The organism is Kitasatospora sp. NPDC028961 (assembly GCF_055564815.1).
Map to the genome: position 1 here is coordinate 1 of NZ_JBVHVO010000002.1, position 20,871 is coordinate 20,871.

General features: G+C 75.2%; 26 protein-coding genes. 16 read left to right on the forward strand and 10 right to left on the reverse strand.

Going from position 1 to position 20,871, the window contains the following annotated elements; all coding sequences use genetic code 11:
• Positions 1-218 precede the first annotated feature (218 nt).
• Entirely contained in the window at positions 219-1,313 is a 1,095-nt protein-coding gene (locus ACZ4UX_RS04130; RefSeq protein ID WP_465705432.1) for a WD40/YVTN/BNR-like repeat-containing protein, read from the forward strand.
• Between the two features lie 105 nt (positions 1,314-1,418).
• Complete coding sequence (locus tag ACZ4UX_RS04135; RefSeq protein WP_465705957.1) at positions 1,419-2,198, forward strand: GNAT family N-acetyltransferase; 780 nt, start codon at positions 1,419-1,421, stop codon at positions 2,196-2,198.
• Between the two features lie 23 nt (positions 2,199-2,221).
• On the opposite strand, the gene ACZ4UX_RS04140 is transcribed toward ACZ4UX_RS04135, so the two are convergent.
• Positions 2,222-3,106 carry a DMT family transporter gene (locus ACZ4UX_RS04140; RefSeq protein ID WP_329487007.1) on the reverse strand — a complete coding sequence of 295 codons (885 nt, stop codon included), beginning with the start codon at positions 3,104-3,106 and terminating at the stop codon, positions 2,222-2,224.
• A gap of 53 nt (positions 3,107-3,159) precedes the next feature.
• On the opposite strand from ACZ4UX_RS04140, the gene ACZ4UX_RS04145 reads away from it, so the two are divergent.
• Positions 3,160-4,023: a MurR/RpiR family transcriptional regulator gene (locus ACZ4UX_RS04145; protein WP_465705434.1), complete on the forward strand. Its 864-nt coding sequence runs from the start codon at positions 3,160-3,162 to the stop codon at positions 4,021-4,023.
• Positions 4,024-4,229: 206 nt separating this feature from the next.
• Positions 4,230-5,264 carry a LacI family DNA-binding transcriptional regulator gene (locus ACZ4UX_RS04150; protein ID WP_352297176.1) on the forward strand — a complete coding sequence of 345 codons (1,035 nt, stop codon included), beginning with the start codon at positions 4,230-4,232 and terminating at the stop codon, positions 5,262-5,264.
• A gap of 27 nt (positions 5,265-5,291) precedes the next feature.
• Here the strand turns inward: ACZ4UX_RS04150 and ACZ4UX_RS04155 are convergent, their stop codons facing one another.
• Complete coding sequence (locus tag ACZ4UX_RS04155; protein WP_465705436.1) at positions 5,292-6,080, reverse strand: alpha/beta fold hydrolase; 789 nt, start codon at positions 6,078-6,080, stop codon at positions 5,292-5,294.
• 121 nt (positions 6,081-6,201) lie between these two features.
• Between ACZ4UX_RS04155 and ACZ4UX_RS04160 the strand changes: the two genes are divergently transcribed.
• The 3 genes from ACZ4UX_RS04160 to ACZ4UX_RS04170 all read left to right on the forward strand — a co-directional run bounded on the left by ACZ4UX_RS04160 (position 6,202) and on the right by ACZ4UX_RS04170 (position 7,660).
• Positions 6,202-6,657, forward strand: a complete 456-nt coding sequence (locus ACZ4UX_RS04160; RefSeq protein WP_465705438.1) for a hypothetical protein — start codon at positions 6,202-6,204, stop codon at positions 6,655-6,657.
• 137 nt (positions 6,658-6,794) lie between these two features.
• A complete protein-coding gene (locus tag ACZ4UX_RS04165) occupies positions 6,795-7,241 on the forward strand; it encodes an SRPBCC domain-containing protein (protein WP_465705440.1) in 447 nt (148 codons plus the stop codon).
• 29 nt (positions 7,242-7,270) lie between these two features.
• A complete protein-coding gene (locus ACZ4UX_RS04170) occupies positions 7,271-7,660 on the forward strand; it encodes an ArsR/SmtB family transcription factor (protein ID WP_352297168.1) in 390 nt (129 codons plus the stop codon).
• A gap of 44 nt (positions 7,661-7,704) precedes the next feature.
• Here the strand turns inward: ACZ4UX_RS04170 and ACZ4UX_RS04175 are convergent, their stop codons facing one another.
• Positions 7,705-8,217 (reverse strand): GNAT family N-acetyltransferase, encoded by a 513-nt coding sequence (locus ACZ4UX_RS04175; protein WP_465607639.1) that lies wholly within the window; start codon positions 8,215-8,217, stop codon positions 7,705-7,707.
• 87 nt (positions 8,218-8,304) lie between these two features.
• On the opposite strand from ACZ4UX_RS04175, the gene ACZ4UX_RS04180 reads away from it, so the two are divergent.
• Entirely contained in the window at positions 8,305-9,432 is a 1,128-nt protein-coding gene (locus tag ACZ4UX_RS04180; RefSeq protein ID WP_465705442.1) for a hypothetical protein, read from the forward strand.
• A 153-nt stretch (positions 9,433-9,585) separates the two neighbouring features.
• Complete coding sequence (locus ACZ4UX_RS04185; RefSeq protein WP_465705444.1) at positions 9,586-10,557, forward strand: hypothetical protein; 972 nt, start codon at positions 9,586-9,588, stop codon at positions 10,555-10,557.
• Positions 10,558-10,619: 62 nt separating this feature from the next.
• On the opposite strand, the gene ACZ4UX_RS04190 is transcribed toward ACZ4UX_RS04185, so the two are convergent.
• From ACZ4UX_RS04190 to ACZ4UX_RS04200, 3 genes are all read right to left on the reverse strand, one after another.
• Positions 10,620-11,840 carry a glycosyltransferase gene (locus ACZ4UX_RS04190; RefSeq protein WP_465705446.1) on the reverse strand — a complete coding sequence of 407 codons (1,221 nt, stop codon included), beginning with the start codon at positions 11,838-11,840 and terminating at the stop codon, positions 10,620-10,622.
• Between the two features lie 463 nt (positions 11,841-12,303).
• On the reverse strand, positions 12,304-13,206 hold the full coding sequence (locus tag ACZ4UX_RS04195; RefSeq protein WP_465705448.1) for a cation diffusion facilitator family transporter: 903 nt from the start codon (positions 13,204-13,206) through the stop codon (positions 12,304-12,306).
• A 1-nt stretch (position 13,207) separates the two neighbouring features.
• On the reverse strand, positions 13,208-13,480 hold the full coding sequence (locus tag ACZ4UX_RS04200) for an ArsR/SmtB family transcription factor (RefSeq protein ID WP_352297190.1): 273 nt from the start codon (positions 13,478-13,480) through the stop codon (positions 13,208-13,210).
• Between the two features lie 171 nt (positions 13,481-13,651).
• On the opposite strand from ACZ4UX_RS04200, the gene ACZ4UX_RS04205 reads away from it, so the two are divergent.
• From ACZ4UX_RS04205 to ACZ4UX_RS04215, 3 genes are all read left to right on the forward strand, one after another.
• On the forward strand, positions 13,652-13,891 hold the full coding sequence (locus ACZ4UX_RS04205; protein WP_465705958.1) for a TOBE domain-containing protein: 240 nt from the start codon (positions 13,652-13,654) through the stop codon (positions 13,889-13,891).
• Positions 13,892-13,932: 41 nt separating this feature from the next.
• Positions 13,933-14,310 carry a YciI family protein gene (locus tag ACZ4UX_RS04210; protein ID WP_329487023.1) on the forward strand — a complete coding sequence of 126 codons (378 nt, stop codon included), beginning with the start codon at positions 13,933-13,935 and terminating at the stop codon, positions 14,308-14,310.
• Positions 14,311-14,383: 73 nt separating this feature from the next.
• Positions 14,384-15,658 carry an RNA polymerase sigma factor gene (locus ACZ4UX_RS04215; protein WP_465705450.1) on the forward strand — a complete coding sequence of 425 codons (1,275 nt, stop codon included), beginning with the start codon at positions 14,384-14,386 and terminating at the stop codon, positions 15,656-15,658.
• Here the strand turns inward: ACZ4UX_RS04215 and ACZ4UX_RS04220 are convergent.
• Positions 15,624-16,091, reverse strand: coding sequence for a MarR family winged helix-turn-helix transcriptional regulator (locus ACZ4UX_RS04220; protein WP_352297187.1), 468 nt, complete (start codon positions 16,089-16,091; stop codon positions 15,624-15,626). The two genes, ACZ4UX_RS04215 and ACZ4UX_RS04220, sit on opposite strands and share 35 nt — an antisense overlap.
• A 107-nt stretch (positions 16,092-16,198) precedes the next feature.
• On the opposite strand from ACZ4UX_RS04220, the gene ACZ4UX_RS04225 reads away from it, so the two are divergent.
• Both ACZ4UX_RS04225 and ACZ4UX_RS04230 read left to right on the forward strand, forming a co-directional pair.
• Entirely contained in the window at positions 16,199-16,981 is a 783-nt protein-coding gene (locus ACZ4UX_RS04225) for a dioxygenase family protein (protein WP_380390597.1), read from the forward strand.
• A gap of 140 nt (positions 16,982-17,121) precedes the next feature.
• Positions 17,122-17,700 carry a maleylpyruvate isomerase N-terminal domain-containing protein gene (locus tag ACZ4UX_RS04230; protein ID WP_465705452.1) on the forward strand — a complete coding sequence of 193 codons (579 nt, stop codon included), beginning with the start codon at positions 17,122-17,124 and terminating at the stop codon, positions 17,698-17,700.
• A gap of 51 nt (positions 17,701-17,751) precedes the next feature.
• Here the strand turns inward: ACZ4UX_RS04230 and ACZ4UX_RS04235 are convergent, their stop codons facing one another.
• The 3 genes from ACZ4UX_RS04235 to ACZ4UX_RS04245 all read right to left on the reverse strand — a co-directional run bounded on the left by ACZ4UX_RS04235 (position 17,752) and on the right by ACZ4UX_RS04245 (position 19,262).
• Positions 17,752-18,132 (reverse strand): VOC family protein, encoded by a 381-nt coding sequence (locus ACZ4UX_RS04235; RefSeq protein ID WP_329487027.1) that lies wholly within the window; start codon positions 18,130-18,132, stop codon positions 17,752-17,754.
• A gap of 90 nt (positions 18,133-18,222) precedes the next feature.
• Positions 18,223-18,807: a GNAT family N-acetyltransferase gene (locus ACZ4UX_RS04240; RefSeq protein WP_465705454.1), complete on the reverse strand. Its 585-nt coding sequence runs from the start codon at positions 18,805-18,807 to the stop codon at positions 18,223-18,225.
• Positions 18,804-19,262, reverse strand: coding sequence for a group II truncated hemoglobin (locus ACZ4UX_RS04245; protein ID WP_352297133.1), 459 nt, complete (start codon positions 19,260-19,262; stop codon positions 18,804-18,806). The genes ACZ4UX_RS04240 and ACZ4UX_RS04245 overlap by 4 nt, the downstream gene beginning before the upstream one ends.
• 260 nt (positions 19,263-19,522) lie before the next feature.
• Between ACZ4UX_RS04245 and ACZ4UX_RS04250 the strand changes: the two genes are divergently transcribed.
• Both ACZ4UX_RS04250 and ACZ4UX_RS04255 read left to right on the forward strand, forming a co-directional pair.
• Positions 19,523-20,296, forward strand: a complete 774-nt coding sequence (locus ACZ4UX_RS04250) for an SDR family NAD(P)-dependent oxidoreductase (RefSeq protein WP_465705457.1) — start codon at positions 19,523-19,525, stop codon at positions 20,294-20,296.
• A gap of 58 nt (positions 20,297-20,354) precedes the next feature.
• A complete protein-coding gene (locus tag ACZ4UX_RS04255) occupies positions 20,355-20,756 on the forward strand; it encodes a MerR family transcriptional regulator (protein ID WP_352297128.1) in 402 nt (133 codons plus the stop codon).
• Positions 20,757-20,871: the final 115 nt, after the last annotated feature.

A 20,871-nucleotide genomic window follows, 5' to 3' on the forward strand; every position in this document is an offset into this window, starting at 1 on the left:
GTGACGGGCGGGTCACCGGGGTCGAGAGCGGCGACGAACTTGGCTGCCTCGGTGGTCCCTTGGGCGAGGTCGGAGTCGTAGGGGGTGCCGGCCGCCGCACCGCTCCCGGCACCTCGCCGCGTCGGCGTGGCAAGGTGTGACCCCGGGCGGGCGGCGGGACACTGGCCCGTGGAGGGGTGTCCGGTGGGGGCCGTTGCGCCGAACAGGTGGTGGCCGGTATGACCGAGGTGTTGTTGGCCGTCGGGACGGAGAAGGGCCTCTTTCTCGGCCGCAGCCGATCCCGGGCGGACTGGGAGTTCAGCGGGCCGCACTTCCCGATGAACGCGATCTACGCCGTCTCGATCGATCGCCGGGGCGGCCGGACCAGGCTGCTGGTCGGTGCGGACAGCAGCCACTGGGGCCCGTCGGTCTGGCGCTCCGACGACCTCGGCGCGAGCTGGTTCGAACCGGCGAAGCCGGCCGTCCGCTTCCCCGAGCACACCGGAGCGTCGCTCACCCGGGTCTGGCAGCTCCAGCCGGCCGGTGAGGAGGCGCCCGGCGTGGTCTACGCGGGCACCGAACCGGCGGCGCTGTTCCGCTCCGAGGACGGCGGCGAGACCTTCGCCCTGGTCGAGCCGCTCTGGAACCATCCGCAGCGGTCCGAATGGGGCGCCGGGTACGGCGGCCAGGGGCTGCACACGATCCTCACCGATCCGCGCGACCCCGGACGCCTGCTCGTCGCCGTCTCCAGCGGCGGCGTCTACCGGAGCAAGGACGGCGGCGCGAGCTGGGAGCCCTCCAACACCGGGCTGCGCGCGGAGTTCTTCCCGGAGGAGAGCCAGTACCCCGAGTTCGGCCAGTGCGTGCACAAGATCGCACCGGACGCCGTCCGGCGGGACCGCCTCTACCTGCAGAACCACGGCGGCGTGTACCGCAGTGACGACGCGGGCGCGAGCTGGCGCTCCGTCACCGACGGCCTGCCCGCCGACTTCGGCTTCGCCGTCGCCGCCCACCCGCGCCGGGCCGACACCGCCTACCTCTTCCCGCTCGGCGGCGCCGGCGACCGGATCCCCCCGGGCCGCCGCTGCCGGGTCTACCGCACCGAGGACGGCGGGGACAGCTGGCAGCCGCTCGCCAACGGCCTGCCGGGCGAGGACCACTACGGCGTCGTGCTGCGCGACGCGCTGCGCACCGACGACGCCGAACCGGCCGGGATCTACTTCGGCAACCGCACCGGCGAGGTCTACGGCAGCCCCGACGAGGGCGAGAACTGGTCGCTGCTGCTCTCCCACCTGCCGGACGTGCTCTGTGTCAGGGCGGCGACGGTGTCGTGACGGACCGGGCAGGGAGAACCCGACCACTTGATCCACGAACGGCCGTCCGACGAGCATGGCGGAGGCAGGACGGCTCTCGGAGATCGGATGGACCGCGTGACAGAGATGGAACCCGACTGGGAGTTCGGGCGCGACGCCGACGGCCTTCCGGTCGTCCGCTACCAGCGCGGTGAGCGGGAGGGCCGGCCCTGGGCCGGTCTGCTGGAGGTCATGGGCCCCGGGACGCCCGGCGGCGAGGCCGTGAGCACCGTCGACCCGGTGGAGTTCGTGCTGACGGACATGTCGGGCTGGGTCGTCTCCAGCCGGGTGGGCTTCGGCGAGCGGTTGCGGCGCCGCGGGGCCCGCCCGCTCCGGCTCGGGCACACCATGCTGCGCGACCTCGCCGGTGATCCACCGCCGGCCGGATGGCCGGACTGGGCACGGACCCCGCTGCGGGACGGGTACCGCAGCGTGCCGTGCGACCGCACCGCCGAGGAGCTCGCCCCGGCGCTGGGCGCCGCGTTCGGCCCCGGCCACCCCGACCACCGCCCCGACCACGACGAGCGGACCTCGCGGGAGGAACTGCGCAGCCTGCTGGCCGGCGGGGTGGTCGGCCCCGTGCTGCCGTCCAGCGCCCTGGTCGTGGACGCGGACGACCGGGTCGTGGCCGGCGCCGTCGTGACCGACTACGAGGGCCTGCCCTGGATCGCCCATGTCTTCCGGCACCCGGAGCTCGGCTACCCGGGGCTCGGCCGCGACCTGATGCGCCGGGTGATGGCCGACCTCGCCGGCCGCGGGAACCCCGGGATGGGGCTGGCCGTCACCGAGGGCAACGCGGCCCGCCGACTGTACGAGTCGCTCGGATTCCGGCTCACCAGGAGCACGCTGACGGTCATCGTCCCCTGAGCCGCCCGGTGCTCGCCCGGCCGCTACGGACGGGCGAGCTCCAACACGGCGATCCCGGCCAGGACGGTGGCGCTCGCGGTCATCCGCAGCCGCCCGAGCCGTTCGCGGAAGACCACGGTCGCGATCAGCGCGGCGATCACGATGCTCGTCTCGCGCAGCGCGGCGACGGCCGCCAGGCTGCCCCGGGACTGCGCCCAGACCACCAGCCCGTAGGCGGTCAGGGAGAGCACCCCGCCGACGATCCCCACCGGCACCACCGGGCCGGCCCCGACGAGCAGGCCGCGGCCCCGGCGGATCCGGGCGATCAGCGCCAGGCACGGCCCCTGGAGCAGGAAGAGCCAGGCCACGTAGCCGCCGACGGTGCCCGCGTGCCGGACCCCGCTGCCGTCCAGCACGGTGTACGAGGCGATCATCACGCCGGTACCGGCGGCGGCGGTGAGAGCGGGCAGCTGCGCCCGCCCGGGTATCCCCCGGGCGAAGGCCAGCCCGATCAGGCCGCAGGAGATCACCAGCACGCCCAGCAGCTCGCCGCCGCCCAGGGCCTGGCCGAGCACCGTCACGGAGAGCACCGCCACCAGCAATGGCGCCGAACCCCGGGCGATCGGGTACATCTGCCCGAAGTCGCCGAGCTGGTAGGCGCGCAGCAGCAGGAGCTGGGAGGAGACCTGCATCGCCACGGAGGCGAGGAGGTACGGCCAGGCCCCGGCGGCCGGCAGCGGGTTGAGCGCGACCAGGACCACCGCGCAGGCGGTGTAGGTGAGGTTGATCAGGGCGAAGCCGACCAGCTTGTCCCGGATCCGGTGGGCCAGCCCGTTCCAGACGGCGTGCAGGACCGCCGCGGTGAGGACGGCGACCGGCACGGCCGCCGCCGACCCACCGCTCGGCAGCGCGGACGCGATTGCGGGCATGGCGAAGCTCCCCTCCGACGGGCTGGAATCGAATTCCACGCTACCCTAGATCCATGGAAGAGCGTTCCGAATTCTCGCCGCTGGAATCCCAGCTGGCCGCCCACATCCGCGCGCGCCTCGGCGAGCTGCGCGGCACCGAGGCGCGCGTCGCGCAGGTCGTCCTCGACCGGGGGGCCGATCTGGTGCACCTGAGCGTGAGCGACGTCGCCGAACTGGCCGGCACCGCCTCCTCCTCCGTGGTGCGGGCGTGCCAGCGGCTCGGCTTCAAGGGCTACCAGGAGCTGAAGATCGCGGCCGTCCGCCAGAGCCCGGCCCCCGCGCCGGACCCCTCGGAGGAGGCGGACCCGGCGGCCCGCGCGCTGACCGACACCGTCCGCGCCGCCCGTGAGGCACTCGACGGGATCGCCACCACGCTGTCCGCGCAGCGCCTGCGGGCGGCGGCCGAGCTGCTGAACGCGGCCGACCGGGTCGTCCTGGTCGGCACCGGCCTCTCCGGCGCGGTCGTCCTGGACGCGGCCTACCGCCTGCGCGCCCTGGGCATCCCGGTCGACGCCCCCGCCGACCCGCTCACCGCGCAGCTGGCCGCCGCCGGGCTCCCGGCCACCGGGGTCTGCCTGGCCGTCAGCCACACCGGCGCGTCACCGACCGTGGTCGACGCCGCCCGCCGGGCGCGCGACGCCGGCGCGAGCGTCGTCGCGCTCACCAGCTACGCCCGCTCGCCGCTGAGCGAGGCCGCCACCCACACGCTGGTCGCCGGCGGGCAGGACCTCGTCTTCGGCCTGGAGACCACCGCCAGCCGGCTGGTCCACCTGGCGGTGGTCGACGCGCTGACGCTGACCCTGCTGGCCCTGCGGGGGGAGGCGGCGGAACGCGCGCTCGACCGCTCGGCGGACGTGACGGCCGATCACACCTACTAGCGCCGGGGCGCGTGCACGTTCAGGCGGGGGCCCGTGCCGGGCGGGTCAGGCCTCCGAGGCCGGCCCGACCATCGCGCCGCCGCCCTCCGGCCGCGGGAGGCAGGCGGCGGCCGGACGCCCCCGGGGGGCCGGCGCGTCCGGACTCCGGACACCGGTCGGTCCGGCGTCTTCGGGCCTGGTCAGAGGTGATGTGTAGGCTCGCGGGCATGGCAAGGGTGACGCGGGACGACGTGGCGCGGGCGGCGGGAACGTCGACGGCGGTGGTCAGCTATGTGATCAACGACGGACCACGACCGGTGGCCGCGGCCACCCGCGCCCGTGTCCTGGCGGCGGTCGAGGAGCTGGGGTACCGGCCGAACCGGGTGGCCCAGGCGATGGCCCGCCGCCGGACCAACCTGATCGGCATGGTCGTGCCGGACGCCCGGCAGCCGTTCTTCGCCGGGCTCGCGCACATGGTCGAGCAGGCGGCGGCCGAGCGCGGCCGACTGCTGCTGATCGGCAACTCCGACTACGCCGACGAGCGGGAGGCGCACTACATCCGGGCCTTCCTCGGCATGCAGGTGGACGGGCTGATCCTGGTCACCCAGGACCCGTCCGTCCCCGGGGTGGCCGGGTTCGAGGCCACCGACGGCACCCCCGTCGTGCTGCTGCACCACCGGGCGGAGACCGAGACCGGCGCGGCGGTGGTCGCCGACGACGACGGCGGCGCCCGCGAGATGGTGCGCCACCTGCTGGCCCACGGGCACGCCGACGTCCACTGCTTCGGCGGGACGTTCGCGCTCAGCCCGAACGACCCGGTGACCTCGCGGACCGCCGGCTGGGCGGCCGCCCTGGCCGAGGCCGGGCTGCCCACCGACGGCCGGCTGACGCCCGCGCCCTTCGACCGCGTCCGGGCCCACGCCGAGGCCCTCGCCCTGCTGGCCCGGCCCGACCGGCCGTCCGCCGTGTTCTGCGCGACCGACGACCAGGCGATCGGACTGCTGCGCGCCGCCGACGACCTCGGCATCCGGGTGCCGGAGGACCTCGCGGTGGCCGCCTTCGACGACATCGCCGAGGCCGTCATCGCCGGGCCGCCGCTCACCACCGTCGCCACCGCGCAGGGCGAGATGGCCCGGGCCGCCGTGGACCTGGTGCTGACCGCCAAGGCGAACGAGCAGCCCGTCCCGGCGGGCGCGCACACCTTCCCCGCCCGTCTGGTGATCCGCCGCTCCTGCGGCTGCCCGGGGGCGGCGGCCGCCTGAGCCGGCGAGCCGCCCCGGAGCCGTCGTTCAGCTCCCCGCGGCCTCCGCGCCGGCGAGGAGGCCGGCGCCGGCGCCCAGGAAGTCGACCAGCAGCGCGTTGACCTCGTCGGGCCGCTCCAGGGCGGGCAGGTGGCCGGCCCAGGGCAGGTCGAGGCGGCGGGCACCGGCGATGCGCTCGGCGAGGTGGTCGGCGATCCGGCCGAAGTCGGCGAAGTCGTGCGCGCCGGTGACCAGCAGCGTGGGCGCCGTGACGGCGGCCGGATCGGTCTCGACCCGGATCTGCGGGAAGTCCTCCTCGGCGGCGAGTTGGACGTCGAAGGCGTGCCGCTGCATCCGGCGCACCTGCTCCCTGACGGCCTCGCCCGCCTCGGGGCCCAGCCAGGTCCGCACGTTGAGCTCGGTCGCTCCGGCGATGTCCCCCGCCTCGATCAGCGCGTCCTCGCGCTCGCCGAAGGCGCGGAGTCCGGCGCTCGGCTCCTGCCCGGCGAGCGCGGTGCAGAGCAGCGCGAGCGCCGTCACCCGGTCCGGCCATCGGGCCGCCAGCGCCAGCGCGACCCGGCCCCCGCCGGACGCCCCGACCAGTGCCGCACGCTCGATCCCGAGCCCGTCCAGGAGGTCCAGGACGTCCCGGGCGTTGTCGTACGGCCGGTCCGGGACGGGCGTCCCGCCGAAGCCCCGCAGGTCGCAGCGGACCACCCGGAAGCCCGCTCCGACCAGGGCGGGCACCTGCCCGTCCCACATCCGCCGGTCGCAGACCGTGGAGTGCAGCAGGACCACCGCCGGGCCGCTCCCGGCCACCTCATGAGAAATGATCATCGCGCCACCCTACGGGTGGACCGGGCACGGCACACCCGATTTCGCCCCCGCACCGGCGGGCTCCGTCGGCGGCGTGCCCTACGGTGACCCCGTCCGCCCGCCCTGACCCCGGAGGTCCCCCGTGGCCCGGCTCCTCGTCCGCCCCGGCATCGATCCCGACGGGCCCGAGGTGCCCGTCGTCGCCCTCCTCGTCGACCCCGACGGCCCGCCGGCCGAGCGCGCCGTCGCCCGGCTCGACACCCACTGCTACGAGGGCGACGGCGTGCTCCACCTGGTGCGGACCGACGGTTGGGCCGAGCACGCCCTGGCCGGTGACCGCCTGGTGGTCGAGGTCGCCGTGTACCCGGCGCCGCTCGACCGGGCCGGCGTGGACCTCGCGGCCTTCACCGGCCGCTCGTCCGTCGACCCGGAGGCCGTGCTGGTGCTCCGGGCCGAGGCCGCGGTGGAGCCGGAGCTTTACGCGCGGGCGGCGCCCGCGACGGTGGTGTTCACGGCGGGCCCGGACGAGACGCTCGACGACCTGCTCGCCGGCGGGGAGGCCTGGCCGATGGTGCTCGCGCCCCCGCCCGAGCGCTGAGCACCGGACACCGGGCGCGGGGCCGTGGGCCGCCCGCCGTCGAAGGCCGCATCGACACGCAACCCCCTGGTTGCACTTGGGCGATCCACGTGCAACTCTGGGGTTGCACACAGCTGGCAGCGACGAAGGAGTTCCCCATGAGTGAGGACCGGATCGAGCGCGAGACCCTGATCGCGGCATCCCCGGAGCTGGTCTGGACCCTGGTGGCCCAGCCCGGGTTCTGGGTCACCGAGGAGGCGAGCCTGGCCGGCACGGTGGCCCGCGAGGGCGAGTCGATGGTGGCGAAGAACCCCGAGTACGGGGTCTTCCCGGTGCGGGTCGAGAAGGTCGAGCCGCCGACCTACCTGGCCTACCGCTGGGCCAGCGCCTTCCCCGGCGAGGACCTGCGCGAGGACAACAGCACCCTCGTGGAGTTCACGCTGACCCCGGAGGGCGCGGGGACGCGGCTGCGCGTGGTCGAGAGCGGGTTCGCCGCCCTGGCCGGCTCCGAGGAGCTGCGCGGCAAGGCGGTCGAGGACAACTCCGGCGGATGGCCCCAGGTGCTCGACGCGCTCCGCAAGCGCGCCGAACAGCCGCCCGCGTGAACGACGGTGACCGCGGCGGCCCGGCCCGCGTGAGCGACGGGGGCCGCGGCGGCGCCGAGCCGGTCGACGGTGTGCTCGCCGCCCTCGCCGACCCGACGCGGCGTCAGCTGCTGGACCTGCTGGCCGAACGGGGCGAGGCCACCGCGACCACGCTCGCCGAGCGGCTGCCCGTCTCGCGGCAGGCGGTGGTCAAGCACCTGGCCGTCCTGGACGGTGCCGGGCTGGTCACCGCCGCCCGGGCCGGCCGCGAGGTGCGGTACGCGGTCCGGCCCGCAGCGCTCGACGCGACGGCCCGGTGGATGGCGGCGCTCGCGACCGACTGGGACCGACGGCTGGCCGCCATCAAGCGCCTCGCCGAAGCGGCCGAGGCCGCCGAGCAGGAGGCCCGGCACGCACCGCGGCCGCCGGACGCGCGGTAGAGCCCGCGGCCGGGGCCCCGGGGCACCCCCCGGGGCCCCGGCCACTACCGGAGTTCGTCGGCCAGCAGGTCCATCAGCAGGTTGTCGTGCCAGCTGCCGTCGGAGCCGCGTTCGTACTGGCGCATGATGCCCACCGGGCGGAAGCCGACCTTCTCGTAGCAGCGGATCGCCGCCGCGTTGTCCGCCGCCGGGTCGATGATCAGGCGGTGGTAGTGGTGGTCGGCGACGAGGTGGCGGGCCAGCGTGCGGACGGCGTCGGTGCCCAGGCCGCGACCGTGGCGGGCCGGGTCGAGGTAGATGTCCATGCCCGCGTGGCGGTACTCGTCGTCGTTCTCGGCGTACCACTGGATGGCGCCGGCCACCTGACCCTCGACCAGGATCGCCAGGGTCTCGGTGCCCGGCTCCTTGAGGTCGGTGGCGACGGCGTCGGCGAGATCGTCGCCACCGCGCCAGCGGGCGAAGACCTCGGGCGTGCCGCGGATGGCCACGAGGGCCGGGATGTCCGCCTCCGCGGCGGGGCGGAGAGTGACCTGGGCGCCGTGCAGAATCGTCCCCATATAGGGCATGTTTGCATGGAAAAGGGTGTTCGGCGAGCCTTTTTCGACGTTGCATTCACCCCCTCCCACCAGGGATGATTCGCCGCCGTGACCCATTTCCTGCTCATTCTCGTGGCCGTTCTCGTCTACTTCGCGGTGAAGAAGTCCCGCGCCACCAAGTCCGTGGAGTGGGCCAGGCACCGGTTCGATCCGGCCGCCTTCGGCCTCGTCCCCCGCGAACGGCTCGACCCGCGCCGGTCCGGGCCGCCGATGCCGGAGGAGCGGCGCCAACGGTCCCAGGCGATAGCCGACGCGGCCTGGGGCGGGGACTGGCGGCCCGCCGCCGCCCACGTCGAGGCGGCCGGCCAGGACTGGGAGGAGCGTTGGTCGCGGCTGGAGCTGCTGGCGAGCATCGCCAACGAGGACGACGCCTGGCTGACGGCCTGGCGCGCCGCGGACCCGAACAGCTGCGACGCGGCCACCCTGGAGGCCAAGCAGATGGTGCACCGCGCCTGGGCGATCCGCGGTTCCAAGTACGCGCACGAGGTGCCCGCCGAGGACATGGCGAAGTTCCGCGAGCTGCTGCCCGCCGCGATCGAGGCGGCCCGCCGCGCCGCCCTGCTGGCACCGCGGGACCCGGCTCCGTGGGTGGTCATGGTGACGACGGCGCGCGGCGCGCAGTACACCCCGGAGCAGTTCGAGCCGCTCTGGGCCGGACTGGCCGAGCGGGCCCCGCACCACTACGAGGCGCACTGGCAGGGCATGCAGTACTGGTGCGCCAAGTGGTTCGGCTCGGACAAGCAGATGCTGGCGTTCGCGGAGCGGGCGATGGACCACGCTCCGGCCGGGAGCCCGCTGCCGGGGATCTACCTGCACGCGCTGTCCGAGCTGGAGAAGCGCAAGACCCTCGGGTCCACGCTGGCCGGGGAGAAGGCCAAGGAGCGGCTGAAGGCGGTCGCGACGGCGCTGGCGGCCGTCCCGGCGGACGACGAGCGGCTGCCGATGCTGCGCCACCTGCTCGCCTACTACTGCGGCAAGGCCGAGTTGCCCGCGGAGGCGCTGGAGCAGTTCCGGCTGATCGGCCGCTGGTGCGGCGCCGAGGTCTGGGCCGACCAGGGCGATCCGGTGACGGCCTTCGACCTCGCGCGCGGGTTGGCCGTGAAGCTCTCGGAGGCGCCCCCGCTGCCGCCCGAGCTGCGGCCCGCCAAGGACACGGATCATCACTACAACGGGTAATCATTTCAGTTCGGAGCGTGCTGACCGGCCGTCATTTGGGTGTACCGTGACCGCCAGAAGCGGATCGCCCCCGAAGAATGGGGCGAGCCCGGCAACGTGTTAGCGCACGCGGCCGGGCTCTTCATACGCCGAGTGGTAAGGCCTCCACTGACGATGCTCCTGCATGCTATCGCGCCGTCGCGCGACTTCACCCAGATTGCCAACTCCTTGGTGTGGGACGACGAGTTGTCGGACTCCGCCTTTCGACTCCTTGTACGAGCCCTGGCACTGGGCCCGGCGAAGGCCCGCACCACCACGGTGACGGCCCTCGCCGCCGGGCTCTCCGGCGGGCGCGTCACCACCGATCGCGCCCGCCGCCAACTCGCCCGCGCCGGACTGCTGCACACCACCCGGCGGCGCGGCGCCGCCGGGCAGGTGCGGACCGAATCCCTGCTCTCCAGCGTGCCGTTGGGCGCGGCGGAGGCGGGCCGGCTGTTCGACGGGCAGTTCGAGCGGGCGGAGCGGTCCGGCCACGACGACCCGCCGGATGCCGGGAAACGTAGCCGCGGGTCGTCGTCCGTCCGGTCCTCCGGCACCGCCCTCCCGGGAGTGACACCCAGGGTGAACACCTCCCCCCTCCCTCCCCCGCCGGCCCTCGAACCCGCCCGCACCCGGGGTGAGTTCACCGAGGACGGGTTCGGCGAGGGCGGGTCCACCGAGGCCGAGCGGGCGCTGCTGGAGCTGCGGCGGATCGACCCCCGGCTGACCCTGGGGGCCCGCGAGGTACGGCGGTTGGCGCCCCTGGCCGCCGAGTGGCTGGCCAGGGGCGTGAGTTCGACCGCCCTGCGCGCCGCGCTGACCAGCGGACTGCCGGACCAGGTCAAGTCTCCTGCCGCCCTGCTGCGTTGGCGCCTGGAGGGCAAGATGCCCGCCCCGCTGGAGCCGAGCACCGTGACGGCACCCGTCTGCTGCGACTCCTGTGACCGTGCCTTCCGCCCGGTGAACGGCGAACACCGCTGCGGGGACTGCCGCACCCGCGCCGCCGCCCGCACCGCCGCCGCCCACACTGCGGAGCCCGCTCCCAGCACCTCGCGGCGGGTCGACTGGCGCACCCTGGTCGCTCAGCTCGGCGCGGCGACGGGGTAGCGGCGGCAGCTGGAGTGGCGGCAGGTGCGGTGGCGACGGGTAGTGGCGACGACGGCGGGCCGCTACCGCCCGAGGCCCTCCAGCAGCAGCTCCGCGGCCACCGCCGCGCCGTCGGTGCGGAACGCACCGGCCACGGCCGCAGCCCGCTCACGGACCTCGGGCGCCAGCGCCACCTTGAGCGCCGCCGACAGCGACTCGGTGGTCGGCGTCGGCCCCTCGTGCTCCGCACCGATGCCCAGGCCGACCACCCGGCCCGCGAAGTACGGCTGGTCCCCGCCCTGGGCCACCACCACCTGGGGCGCACCCGCCCAGGTCGCCGTCGTCGTGGTGCCCGCGCCACCGTGGTGCACGACGGCCGCCACCCGGCGGAACAGCGCCTGGTGGTTGACCTCACCTACGACGAAGCAGTCGTCCCGGTCGTCGGCCGACCCCAGGGCGGCCCAGCCACGGGAGATCACCGCACGGCGGCCCTGCGCGCGGACCGCCTCGACGACCGACCGGGCGACCTCCTGCGGATCGCGCACCGGAACGCTGCCGAAGCCCACGTACACCGGCGGCGCGCCCGCGTCCAGGAACTCCACCAGGTCGGTGGGCAGCGGGCGTTCGTCCGGCAGGACCCACGCGCCGGTCTGCACCACGTCCAGCTCCGCCGGCCGCTGCCACGGCGCCAGGGTCGGGTCCGTGGCCAGCCACGGCAGGTCGGTGAAGACATGGTCGCGGACGTTGTCCACGGGCGGCAGGCCGATCGACGCCCGGTGGGCGTTGACCACCTCGCCGAACACCTCCTGCGCGTCCACGGCGTCCTGCTCCCAGAGCACCCGGTTGTCGGTCACATCCGAACGGAGCGGCCGCCCGGGGCGCGGTATCGGAGGGTGGTGCGGGGACGGCAGGCTGACCGGCTGGTAACTCGCGTACACGTAACGGGCGCCGAGCTTCTCGGCCGCCGCCCGCACCCCGGCCGCCGCCGGCAGCAGACCGGTCGCCACCAGCACGTCGCACCCCTCGGCCACCGACATGACGCCGTCGTAGAACGCGGCCACCAGCTCGGCCGCCCGCCGGACCACACCGCCCGGCGACGGCGGCGTCCGCCCGGTCACCAGATCGCGCACCGACTGCCCGGTCGGCACCATCTCCACCCCGACCGCCGCCAGCCGCCTCGCGAACTCATCGTCCGGCGGCGCACAGACCCGCACCTGCGCGCCGCGCTCCCGCAACCGCCCCGCGAGCCCGACCAGCGGCTCGACGCCCCCGCGCGAATCGTAGGCAGACAGCACCACACGCATTCAGAACTCCCCTGTGCATCGACATCGGCTTCGACCGCAGATTCTGCGTCATGACCGGGGCGTTGCCGCAAGGCCCCCCGTGCGCTATAAGTTGAGAGTGGAAAGGAGTGGGCACTCCTCCTTCCCCGCTCGTCGCAGCCGAGTTGACGGCCATTCTCTTCTCTCCGAGTCGAAGCCGGACTCGACGTGTCCGCACCGGGACACGGATCCGCACCGGAGCCGTTGGCCCGCACCGGAGTTGACGGTGGCGGTGGACGGAAGGCGCACCGACGAAGCCGTCGCCCCCAACGAGCGGATCGCCGCCGACCTGGCGCGCGTCCTCGGCCCCGGACACCCCCGAGACCTTCGCCATCCGCAGGACTCCGGACGTCGTGCGCCGTGGCCGTTCCGAACGCGAGACCTCCGACGCCGGACCGTCCGCCCCGGCGCAGGCGCGCCGGGGCGGACGGTTCCCGAGGGGGCGTCAGGCGTGGGCCGCCTCGTCGCACAGGCGGCGGACCGGTTCCGCCTGCAGCGTCGCGTGGCTGATGCCGAAGTGGTCGGCGGCGCAGCGGCGCAGGCGGGTGAGGAGGTCGGCGGGCGGGTGGGGGTCGGCGACCACGTGGGCGGTGAGGACGGGCATGCCGGAGGTGATCGTCCAGGCGTGCAGGTCGTGGACCTCGCGGACGCCGTCCTCGGCCAGGAAGTGGGTGCGGAGTTCGGCGAGGTCGACGTCCGCGGGGGTGGCCTCCAGGAGGACGCGCAGGGCGTCGCGGCCCAGCAGGTAGGCGCGCGGCAGGATCATCACGCCGATCAGCAGCGAGGCGATCGGGTCGGCGTACTGCCAGCCGGTGAGCTGGATGGTGACGGCGGCGGCGATGGCGGCGACCGAGCCGAGGGCGTCGCCGAGCACTTCCAGGTAGGCGCCGCGCAGGTTGAGGCTGTGGTCCTTGCCGCCGCGCAGCAGGACGACGCCGACCAGGTTGGCGGCGAGGCCGACGAGCGCGACGGTCAGCATCAGGCCGCCCCGGACCTCGACGGGCTCGCCGAAGCGCCGGACGGCGCCGTAGGCGACCCAGGCGAAGACGGCGACCAGGAGGACGGCGTTGGCGAGCGCGGCCAGGATCTCCAGCCGGTAGTGGCCGAAGGTGCGCCGCAGGGTGGGCGAGCGCTGGGCGACCTGGACGGCCAGCAGAGCGAGGGCGACGCCGGAGAGGTCGGTCAGCATGTGCCCGGAGTCCGCGAGCAGGGCGAGGCTGCCGGAGAGCAGGCCGCCGACCACCTGGAGGACCAGCACGGCGGCGGTGACGGTGATGGTCAGCAGCATCCGGCGGCGGTAGGCGCCGCTGACGGTGACCGGGGCGGCGGGGCCGTGGTTCGCTCCCATGTCAGTGCTCCTTCTCGGGCGGCAGGACGGCGGCGAGCAGGTCCCGCAGGGCGTGGGCGAGGCGGTCGTCGGCCAGGTGGTAGCGGGTGCGGCGGCCTTCGGGGACGGTCCGCACCAGGCCGCAGTCGCGCAGGCAGGCGAGGTGGTTGGAGACGTTGGCCCTGGTCAGGCCCAGCTCCTCGGCGAGGTCGGCCGGGTAGTGCGGGGCGGCGAGCAGGGCGAGCAGGATCCGGCGCCGGCTGGTGTCGGCGAGGGCCTTGCCCACCCGCTCCATGGCCGCCTCCTGCGCCTCGGCGGGCAGGTGCGGGTTGCGGGGGTTCACGGCGGTCGGTTCCATGACTCCAACAGTACAGCCTTGGCTGAATTCAGCAAGTACTGAACTGTCGGGAGCGGCAGACGCGCGCCCGTCGCACCCGGGCTCTGGCAGTCGCGACGGGCCGCCGGGCTGAGCAGCCGCAACCAGATCCCGGGCACGGTCGCCGAGGTGGCCGCCGGCGGCGCGACGGCCGGGGTGGAGGTCGAGGTCGCGGACGGCGCCCCGTCCGCCGCGATCACCGCCGGGGCGGCCGCGATCTCGGCCCAGGAGACGACCGCCCGGCGCCCTGCGGTGGCCGCTCCCGGAATCTCCGGAAAGAATTCCGTCGCGGCTGTCGAAACGGCCGCTCCCCGTTCGACGCAGGGGTGAGAGGCGGGGAGAAGCCCCGCCCTCCCGACCGAGGAGTCACCATGCCGCGCTTCATGTCACTGATCCGTATCGACGAGCAGGACGCCCCGGACATGCAGTCGGCGGGTCCGGAGTTCGAGCAGCGGATGGGGGCGCTGTTCGAGGAGATCACCAAGGCCGGGGTGATGCTGGACACCGCCGGACTGCTGCCGACCGCCGAGGGCACCCGGGTCACCTGGGAGGGCGGGAAGCTGAGCTTCACCGACGGGCCGTTCACCGAGACCAAGGAGGTCGTCGGCGGCTACGCCATCATGCAGTGCAAGGACAAGGCCGAGGCCCTGGAGTGGACCAAGCGGTTCCTGGAGATCCACCCGGAGAGCTGGAAGGTCGGCGCCGAGTTGCGCCAGATCGACGGGAACACCACCCCGCCGGAGGCCTGATCCCCGACCCGCCCGGCCCGCGCCCGGCCGCCGCGCCCGCGTTTGCCCCGGTGCCGTCCGGCTGCTCTGATGGGTGGCCGTGACGGAGAGCAGCGCGACCGCGGCGGTCGAGGCCGTGTTCAGGATCGAGTCCCCGCGGATCATCGCCGGTGTCACCCGCATCGTGCGGGACGTCGGCATCGCCGAGGAGCTCGCCCAGGACGCGCTGGTCGCCGCGCTGGAGCAGTGGCCCGCGCAGGGCGTCCCGGACCGGCCGGGCGCGTGGCTGATGACCACCGCCAAGCACCGCGCGATCGACCTGGTCCGCCGCAGGGAGACGTACGCGCGCAAGCTCGCGGAGGTCGGCCGGACGCTGGAGGACGTGGCGCCGCCGGAGCCGGCCGAGCCGGACGACATCGACGACGACCTGCTCCGGCTGATCTTCACCGCCTGCCACCCCGTGCTGTCGGCCCAGGCCCGGATCGCGCTCACCCTGCGGCTGCTGGGCGGCCTCACCACCCAGGAGATCGCCCGGGCGTTCCTCAGCACCGAACCGGCCGTCGCCCAGCGGATCGTCCGGGCCAAACGGACGCTCGCCACCGCGCGGGTGCCGTTCGAGGTCCCCCGCGGCGAGGACCGGGCGGCCCGGCTCTCGTCCGTCCTGGAGGTCGTCTACCTGATCTTCAACGAGGGTTACGCGGCCACGGCCGGCGACGACCTGCTCCGGCCGGGGCTCTGCGAGGACGCGCTGCGGCTGGCCCGGGTACTCGCCGGGCTGGCCCCGCAGGAGCCCGAAGTCCACGGCCTGGCCGCCCTGCTGGAGTTCCAGGCGTCCCGGACGGCGACCCGCACCGGGCCCGACGGGCAGCCGGTGCTGCTGGCCGACCAGAACCGCGCCCGCTGGGACCGGCTGCTGATCCGGCGCGGCTTCGCGGCCCTGCGGCTGGCCGGCACCGGGCCGTACGCGGTCCAGGCCGCGATCGCCGCCTGCCACGCGCGGGCCGCCCGCTACGAGGACACCGACTGGGCGATGATCGCCACGCTCTACGGGCGGCTCGCGGCGCTGACGCCGTCCCCGGTGGTCGAGCTGAACCGCGCGGTGGCGGTCTCGATGGCCCGGGGCCCGGCGGCCGGACTGGAGCTGGTGGACGCGCTGGCCGCGGAGCCGGCCCTGCGGGCGTACCACCTGCTGCCGAGCGTGCGCGGCGACCTGCTGGCGCGGCTCGGGCGGGCCGAGGAGGCCCGGGCGGAGTTCGAGCGGGCGGCATCGCTGGCCCGCAACGCGCGGGAGCGCGCCCTGCTGCTGGAGCGGGCCGCGGCCGCCGTCGCCCCCGCTACGCCCCGTCGTCCAGACGCAGCCGGGCACTGACCTCCCCGAGGCCCTCGGCCAGCACGGCGAGCTGCTCGCGGCTGAGCACGTCGATCAGCAGCTCGCGGACCAGGGCGACGTGGCCGGGCGCCGCCCGGCGCAGCATGTCCCGCCCCTCGTCGGTGAGTTCGGCGAAGACGCCGCGCACGTCGCTGGGGCACGAACGGCGCCCCACCAGGCCCATCCGCTCCAGCTGGGTGACCTGGTAGGTCAGTCCGCTCTTGGAGGTGACGAGCTTCTCCGCCAGTTCGGTCATCCGCAGCGAGCCGGCCGGGGCGGCGGAGAGGTGCACCAGGATCTCGTACTGGGTGTGTGAGAGGCCGGAGTCCTCCTTGAGCTGGCGTTCCAGCCGGCGGTTCAGGAGGTTGCTCGCGGTGACGAAGCCCCGCCAGGCGGCCATCTCGTCGTGGTCCAGCCAGCGCGGTTCGTTCAGGGAGGCCATGGAGGAAGCGTACTCCTGTTGTTCAAATTCGAACCAAGGTGTACGGTCGACGTGTCGAGGTTCAAAATTGAACTACTTTGGAAGCGAGAGAAGCCGTCATGAGCACCGCCGCCCCCGAGCGCATGCCCGCCCTCTACCTCTCGCACGGCGCACCGCCGCTCGCCGACGACCCGCTGTGGCCCGGCCAGCTGGCCGCCTGGTCCGCCGAGCTGCCCCGCCCCAAGGCCGTCCTGATGGTCTCCGCCCACTGGGAGGAGGCCCCGCTGGCCCTCGGAGCCGTCACCACCGTGCCGCTGGTCTACGACTTCTGGGGCTTCCCCGAGCACTACTACCAGGTGCGGTACGCCGCCCCCGGCGCCCCCGCGCTCGCCGAGCGGGTCCGCAAACTGCTGCGCGCCCCCGGCACGCCCGTCCAGGACATCCCGGACCGCGGGCTGGACCACGGCGCCTACGTCCCGCTGGTGGAGATGTTCCCCGAGGCGGACGTCCCCGTCCTCCAGGTCTCCATGCCCACCCTGGACCCGCAGCGGCTGCTGGAGATCGGCCGCCGGCTCGCCCCGCTGCGCGACGAGGGCGTGCTGATCGTCGGCAGCGGCTTCTTCACCCACAACCTGCGGGCGCTCAGCTCCGACGGCCGGATCAGCTCGGTGATGGCCGAGTTCGACGACTGGGGCCGCCGCGCCCTGGCCGCCGAGGACCTGGACGCGCTGCTCGACTTCGAGCGGAAGGCCCCGGCCGGGCGGCTCGCCCACCCGCGCACCGAGCACTTCGCCCCGCTGTTCGTCACCCTCGGCGCCGGCGAGGCCGACCTGGGCAGCCAGCGCAGCGTGATCGACGGGTTCTGGATGGGCCTGGCCAAGCGCTCGATCCAGCTCGGCTGACCGGCACAGCGACCGGCCCGGACCGCCCGACGCTCGACCCAGCCCGGCCGGCCGGCGGCCCGGACCGCCCGGACGGCGGGCCGTCGCGCGCGCCCACGGGACGGGCCCGGCGCACCGGGGGGAAGTGAGAGGCTGCCGCCATGAACGGTGACGACGTCCGGGCCGCGCTCGGCGAACTGCGGGACACCCTCGGTCCGCACACCGGTGACGGCCCGGCCTGGGCCGCGCCGGCCGGGCCGCTGGAGTGGAGCTGCCGGGAGACGGCCGTCCACCTCGCGCACGACCTGCTCGCCTACGCCGGGCAGCTCGCCGGCCGACCCGCCGCCGGATACCTGCCGCTCGACCTCACCGTGCGGGCCGACGCCCCGCCCGAGGACGTCCTGGCGGTGGTGACGGCCTGCGGGCACCTGCTGGCCACCGCCCTGGACGCCGCGCCGCCCGACCTGCGGGCCTGGCACTACGGGCCCTGCGACCCGGCCGGGTTCGCCGCGATGGGCGTGGCCGAACTGCTGCTGCACACCCATGACATCGCCCTCGGACTCGGCCTGTCCTGGCGGCCCCCGGCCGGCCTCGGCGCGGCGGTCCTGGCCCGGCTGTTCCCCGACGCCCCGCCCGGCGGGTCCACCGCCGTCCTGCTCTGGTGCACCGGGCGCGGCGAGCTGAACGGCCGTCCGCGCAGGGCCTCGTGGAGCTGGCGGGCGGCCGTGGCCGGGGAGTGACCCCCGGGAGGCAGGAGTCGGGAGCCGGGGGGCCGGGGAGCCGGCGACCGGTCAGGCGGTGGCGGCCCGCTCGGCGGCGCTGCGCTCGACGCAGAACTCGTTGCCCTCGATGTCCGCCATGGTCACCCAGCCGGTGCCGTCCGGGCGCCGCTGGTCGTCGTGGACGGTGGCGCCCAGCTCCAGCAGGCGCTCCACCTCCTCGTCCCGGGAGCGGTCCTGGGGCTGGAGGTCCAGGTGGACGCGGTTCTTCACGGTCTTGCCGTCGGGCACCCGGATGAACAGCAGCACGGCGCCCGGCGTCTCCAGGAGGGCCTCCGGGTCCCCCGGGAAGTCGTCGTCGGCCAGCTTGCCGTCCAGCACCTTCGCCCAGAACTCGCCGAGGCGGTAGGGGTCGGCGCAGTCGATCGTCACATGTCGTACCAGAGAAGCCATGGGGAGCACTCTGGACCGCCGCCCCGGCCCGCGTCCACCGGATTCGCCGCGAACCCGCCAATGGCGGGCCGGGCCGAGCGGCTGTGCGGGTCAGGCCGAGCGGCTGTGCAGGTGGCCGTCCAGGGGGAACTCCGGCGGGCTGGCCCGCAGAACGCTCCCGAACCGGTAGCCGGCCTTCTCGGCCACCCGGCAGGAGGCCGTGTTGTCCACCTGGTGGAGCAGGTCGAGCCGGACCAGCCCGTCCGCCGCGAAGGCCGCGAACGCCCAGCGGGTGAGCCCCTCCAGGGCGCGCGGGGCCACGCCGCGGCCGCGGGCGGCGGCGGCCGTCCAGTAGCCCACCTCGGCCGCCGGCGCACCGGGCGCGCCGCGCTTGAGCACCACGTTGGCGACCAGCTCGGCCGGCCGGTCCCCGGCCGGGCCGCGGTCGGCGGGCAACGCCCCGGCGGGACCGCCGAGGGGCGCCAGGACGGCGAAGCTGTACCGCTCGCCGGCCACCCGGCCGCGCTCCTGCGCCTCCAGCCAGCGGGCCGCCTCGTCCAGATCCGCCACGGGGGTACGGGTGAAGTGCCGCAGTGTCTCGTCCCGGTAGATCTCGACCAGGGCAGCCGCGTCCTCGTCCCGGAACGGACGCAGCAGCAGGCCCTCGGCGACGGGCGATTCGGTGGCGACCGTCATCGCAGGCCCTCCCAGCCCCAGCGCGGGGTCGGCCCCGGGTCCCCGAGGTCCTCGCCGACGGGCGCCGCCGAGACGTCCCTGGCGATCTTCGTGCCCCAGTCGAAGTACTCCAGCACCCGGCGGCGCAGCAGCTCGTCCCCGGGCAGCTCCTGCCGCACGGCGGCGCCCATCAGCTCCATCCAGCGCCCGCGCTGCTCCTCGGTGATGGCGAGTCCGAGGTGCGTGCGGAGCAGCGCCTGGTGGCCGCCGAGGTCGGCGGTGAACCGGGCCGGGCCGCCGAAGACCTCGGCCAGCCAGACGGCGACGTGTTCGATGTGGGTGGTGGTGAAGTTCGCGAAGACGGGCTTCAGCACCGGGTCGGCCAGGACGCCCTCGTAGAAGGTGTTGCTGAGACGGCGGAGCGCCTCCATGCCCCCCAGCGCGTCGTACAGGCTCTCGGGCCGTTCGTCGCTCATGCGTGTTCTCCCCGTTCGGATCCGAGGGCACCTTTCCGACGGCGCCTTCCGATGGCACCTTCCTAGCAGCCCGCCCGGCCCGCGACCGCCCCCGGGCGGCGCCTGTTCGCGCCCGGCACAGCAAGCGGAGGCGGATGTTCCGGCCCGCCGCCCCCTCCGGTCCTCCGCCCGCCCCCGCCGGTACTCCGCCCGCCGCCCCCGACCGGAGCCGGGCACCCGCTTGACCTTGCCACTGGCGGCAGGGTCGGAGGGTGGACCGCATGAACGAGCACACGCAGCACCGACCGGCCACCCGCATCGTGCTGGTCACCGGCGCCGGGACGGGGATCGGCCGGGCCACCGCACACGCCTTCGCGGCCCAGGACCCGGAGGTCGGGGTGGTGGCGGTCGGACGGCGGGCCGAGCCACTGGCGGAGACCGCGCGCGGCGCCCCCGGCCGGATCCACCCGCTGACCGCGGACATCACCGGCGCCGACGCCCCCGAGGCGCTCGTACGCGAGGTGCTCGACCGGTACGGGCGGCTGGACGTGCTGGTGAACAACGCCGGGATCGTCCGCGGCGGCGCCCTCGGCGGGATCACCCGGGACGCGGTCGCGGACCAGCTCGCGACCAACCTGACCGCCGCCGTCCTGCTCGGCCAGGCCGCCCTGGCGCCGCTGGAGGCGAGCCGGGGTGTGATCGTCAACGTCACGACGTCCGTCGGCCAGCGCGGCTGGCCGGGCAACGCGGTGTACGCGGCGAGCAAGGCCGCACTGGAGTCGGTGACCCGCAGCTGGGCGGTGGAGCTGGCACCGCGCGGCGTGCGGGTGGTCGCGGTGGCGCCCGGGGCGATCGAGACCCCGATCGGCGAGCACTCCGGGCTCGACGCCGGACAGCGGGAGGCCGTGCGGCGGTGGCAGATCGCCCACACCCCGCTCGGGCGGATCGGCCGGCCCGCCGAGGTGGCCTGGGCGATCACGCAACTCGCCTCTCCACAGGCCTCGTTCGTCACCGGAGTAGTGTTGCCGGTGGACGGCGGTGCCGTCGTGGGGTGAGCCGGGCGGTGGTCCGGAGTGAGCCGGGCGGTACCGTCCGGGAAGGGGCGGGGCAGCGGTGCGGATCGGCGAACTGGCCCGGGTGACCGGCAGCACGGCCCGGGCCCTGCGGCACTACGAGCAGGCCGGGCTGATCGCGTCCTCGCGCGCGGCCAACGGCTACCGGGTGTACGAGGACTCGGCGGCCGTCCGGGTCCGCAACATCCGCGGCCTGCTCGCGGCCGGGTTCACCCTGGAGGACGTCCGGCCTTTCCTGTCCTGCCTGGACGGCGACATGCTGGCCGCGCGACCCTCGGCTGGCGCGCTGCGGATCGCCCGGAACCGGCTCGCCGTCCTGGAGCGCCGGATCGCCGCCCAGACCGAGGCCCGGGACCGGCTGCTCGCCGCGCTGACGGCGGCCGGCGACGAGGCGGCGCCGGTGGCCGGCGGCGGCGCGCCGGTGGTGGCGGGCGACCGCTGACGGTGGCGGCGCGCCGGTGTGGGGGGCGCCCGCCGACGGTGGCGGGCGGCGGGCGCTGACACTCGCGGCCCGTCCGGGTGACACCCTTGATCAGGGGTGTGCAGCGGGCGGTCGG

Bases quoted from the DNA above. Each gene is read 5' to 3' on its own strand.
- ACZ4UX_RS04130 (WP_465705432.1), top strand. From the start codon at position 219: ATGACCGAGGTGTTGTTGGCCGTCGGGACGGAGAAGGGCCTCTTTCTC.
- ACZ4UX_RS04185 (WP_465705444.1), top strand. From the start codon at position 9,586: ATGCTCCTGCATGCTATCGCGCCGTCGCGCGACTTCACCCAGATTGCC.
- ACZ4UX_RS04190 (WP_465705446.1), bottom strand. From the start codon at position 11,840: ATGCGTGTGGTGCTGTCTGCCTACGATTCGCGCGGGGGCGTCGAGCCG.
- ACZ4UX_RS04250 (WP_465705457.1), top strand. From the start codon at position 19,523: ATGAACGAGCACACGCAGCACCGACCGGCCACCCGCATCGTGCTGGTC.
- ACZ4UX_RS04235 (WP_329487027.1), bottom strand. From the start codon at position 18,132: ATGGCTTCTCTGGTACGACATGTGACGATCGACTGCGCCGACCCCTAC.
- ACZ4UX_RS04245 (WP_352297133.1), bottom strand. From the start codon at position 19,262: ATGAGCGACGAACGGCCCGAGAGCCTGTACGACGCGCTGGGGGGCATG.
- ACZ4UX_RS04200 (WP_352297190.1), bottom strand. From the start codon at position 13,480: ATGGAGCGGGTGGGCAAGGCCCTCGCCGACACCAGCCGGCGCCGGATC.
- ACZ4UX_RS04240 (WP_465705454.1), bottom strand. From the start codon at position 18,807: ATGACGGTCGCCACCGAATCGCCCGTCGCCGAGGGCCTGCTGCTGCGT.
- ACZ4UX_RS04155 (WP_465705436.1), bottom strand. From the start codon at position 6,080: ATGATCATTTCTCATGAGGTGGCCGGGAGCGGCCCGGCGGTGGTCCTG.
- ACZ4UX_RS04210 (WP_329487023.1), top strand. From the start codon at position 13,933: ATGCCGCGCTTCATGTCACTGATCCGTATCGACGAGCAGGACGCCCCG.
- ACZ4UX_RS04135 (WP_465705957.1), top strand. From the start codon at position 1,419: ATGGAACCCGACTGGGAGTTCGGGCGCGACGCCGACGGCCTTCCGGTC.
- ACZ4UX_RS04165 (WP_465705440.1), top strand. From the start codon at position 6,795: ATGAGTGAGGACCGGATCGAGCGCGAGACCCTGATCGCGGCATCCCCG.
- ACZ4UX_RS04225 (WP_380390597.1), top strand. From the start codon at position 16,199: ATGAGCACCGCCGCCCCCGAGCGCATGCCCGCCCTCTACCTCTCGCAC.
- ACZ4UX_RS04150 (WP_352297176.1), top strand. From the start codon at position 4,230: ATGGCAAGGGTGACGCGGGACGACGTGGCGCGGGCGGCGGGAACGTCG.
- ACZ4UX_RS04140 (WP_329487007.1), bottom strand. From the start codon at position 3,106: ATGCCCGCAATCGCGTCCGCGCTGCCGAGCGGTGGGTCGGCGGCGGCC.
- ACZ4UX_RS04195 (WP_465705448.1), bottom strand. From the start codon at position 13,206: ATGGGAGCGAACCACGGCCCCGCCGCCCCGGTCACCGTCAGCGGCGCC.
- ACZ4UX_RS04145 (WP_465705434.1), top strand. From the start codon at position 3,160: ATGGAAGAGCGTTCCGAATTCTCGCCGCTGGAATCCCAGCTGGCCGCC.
- ACZ4UX_RS04230 (WP_465705452.1), top strand. From the start codon at position 17,122: ATGAACGGTGACGACGTCCGGGCCGCGCTCGGCGAACTGCGGGACACC.
- ACZ4UX_RS04175 (WP_465607639.1), bottom strand. From the start codon at position 8,217: ATGGGGACGATTCTGCACGGCGCCCAGGTCACTCTCCGCCCCGCCGCG.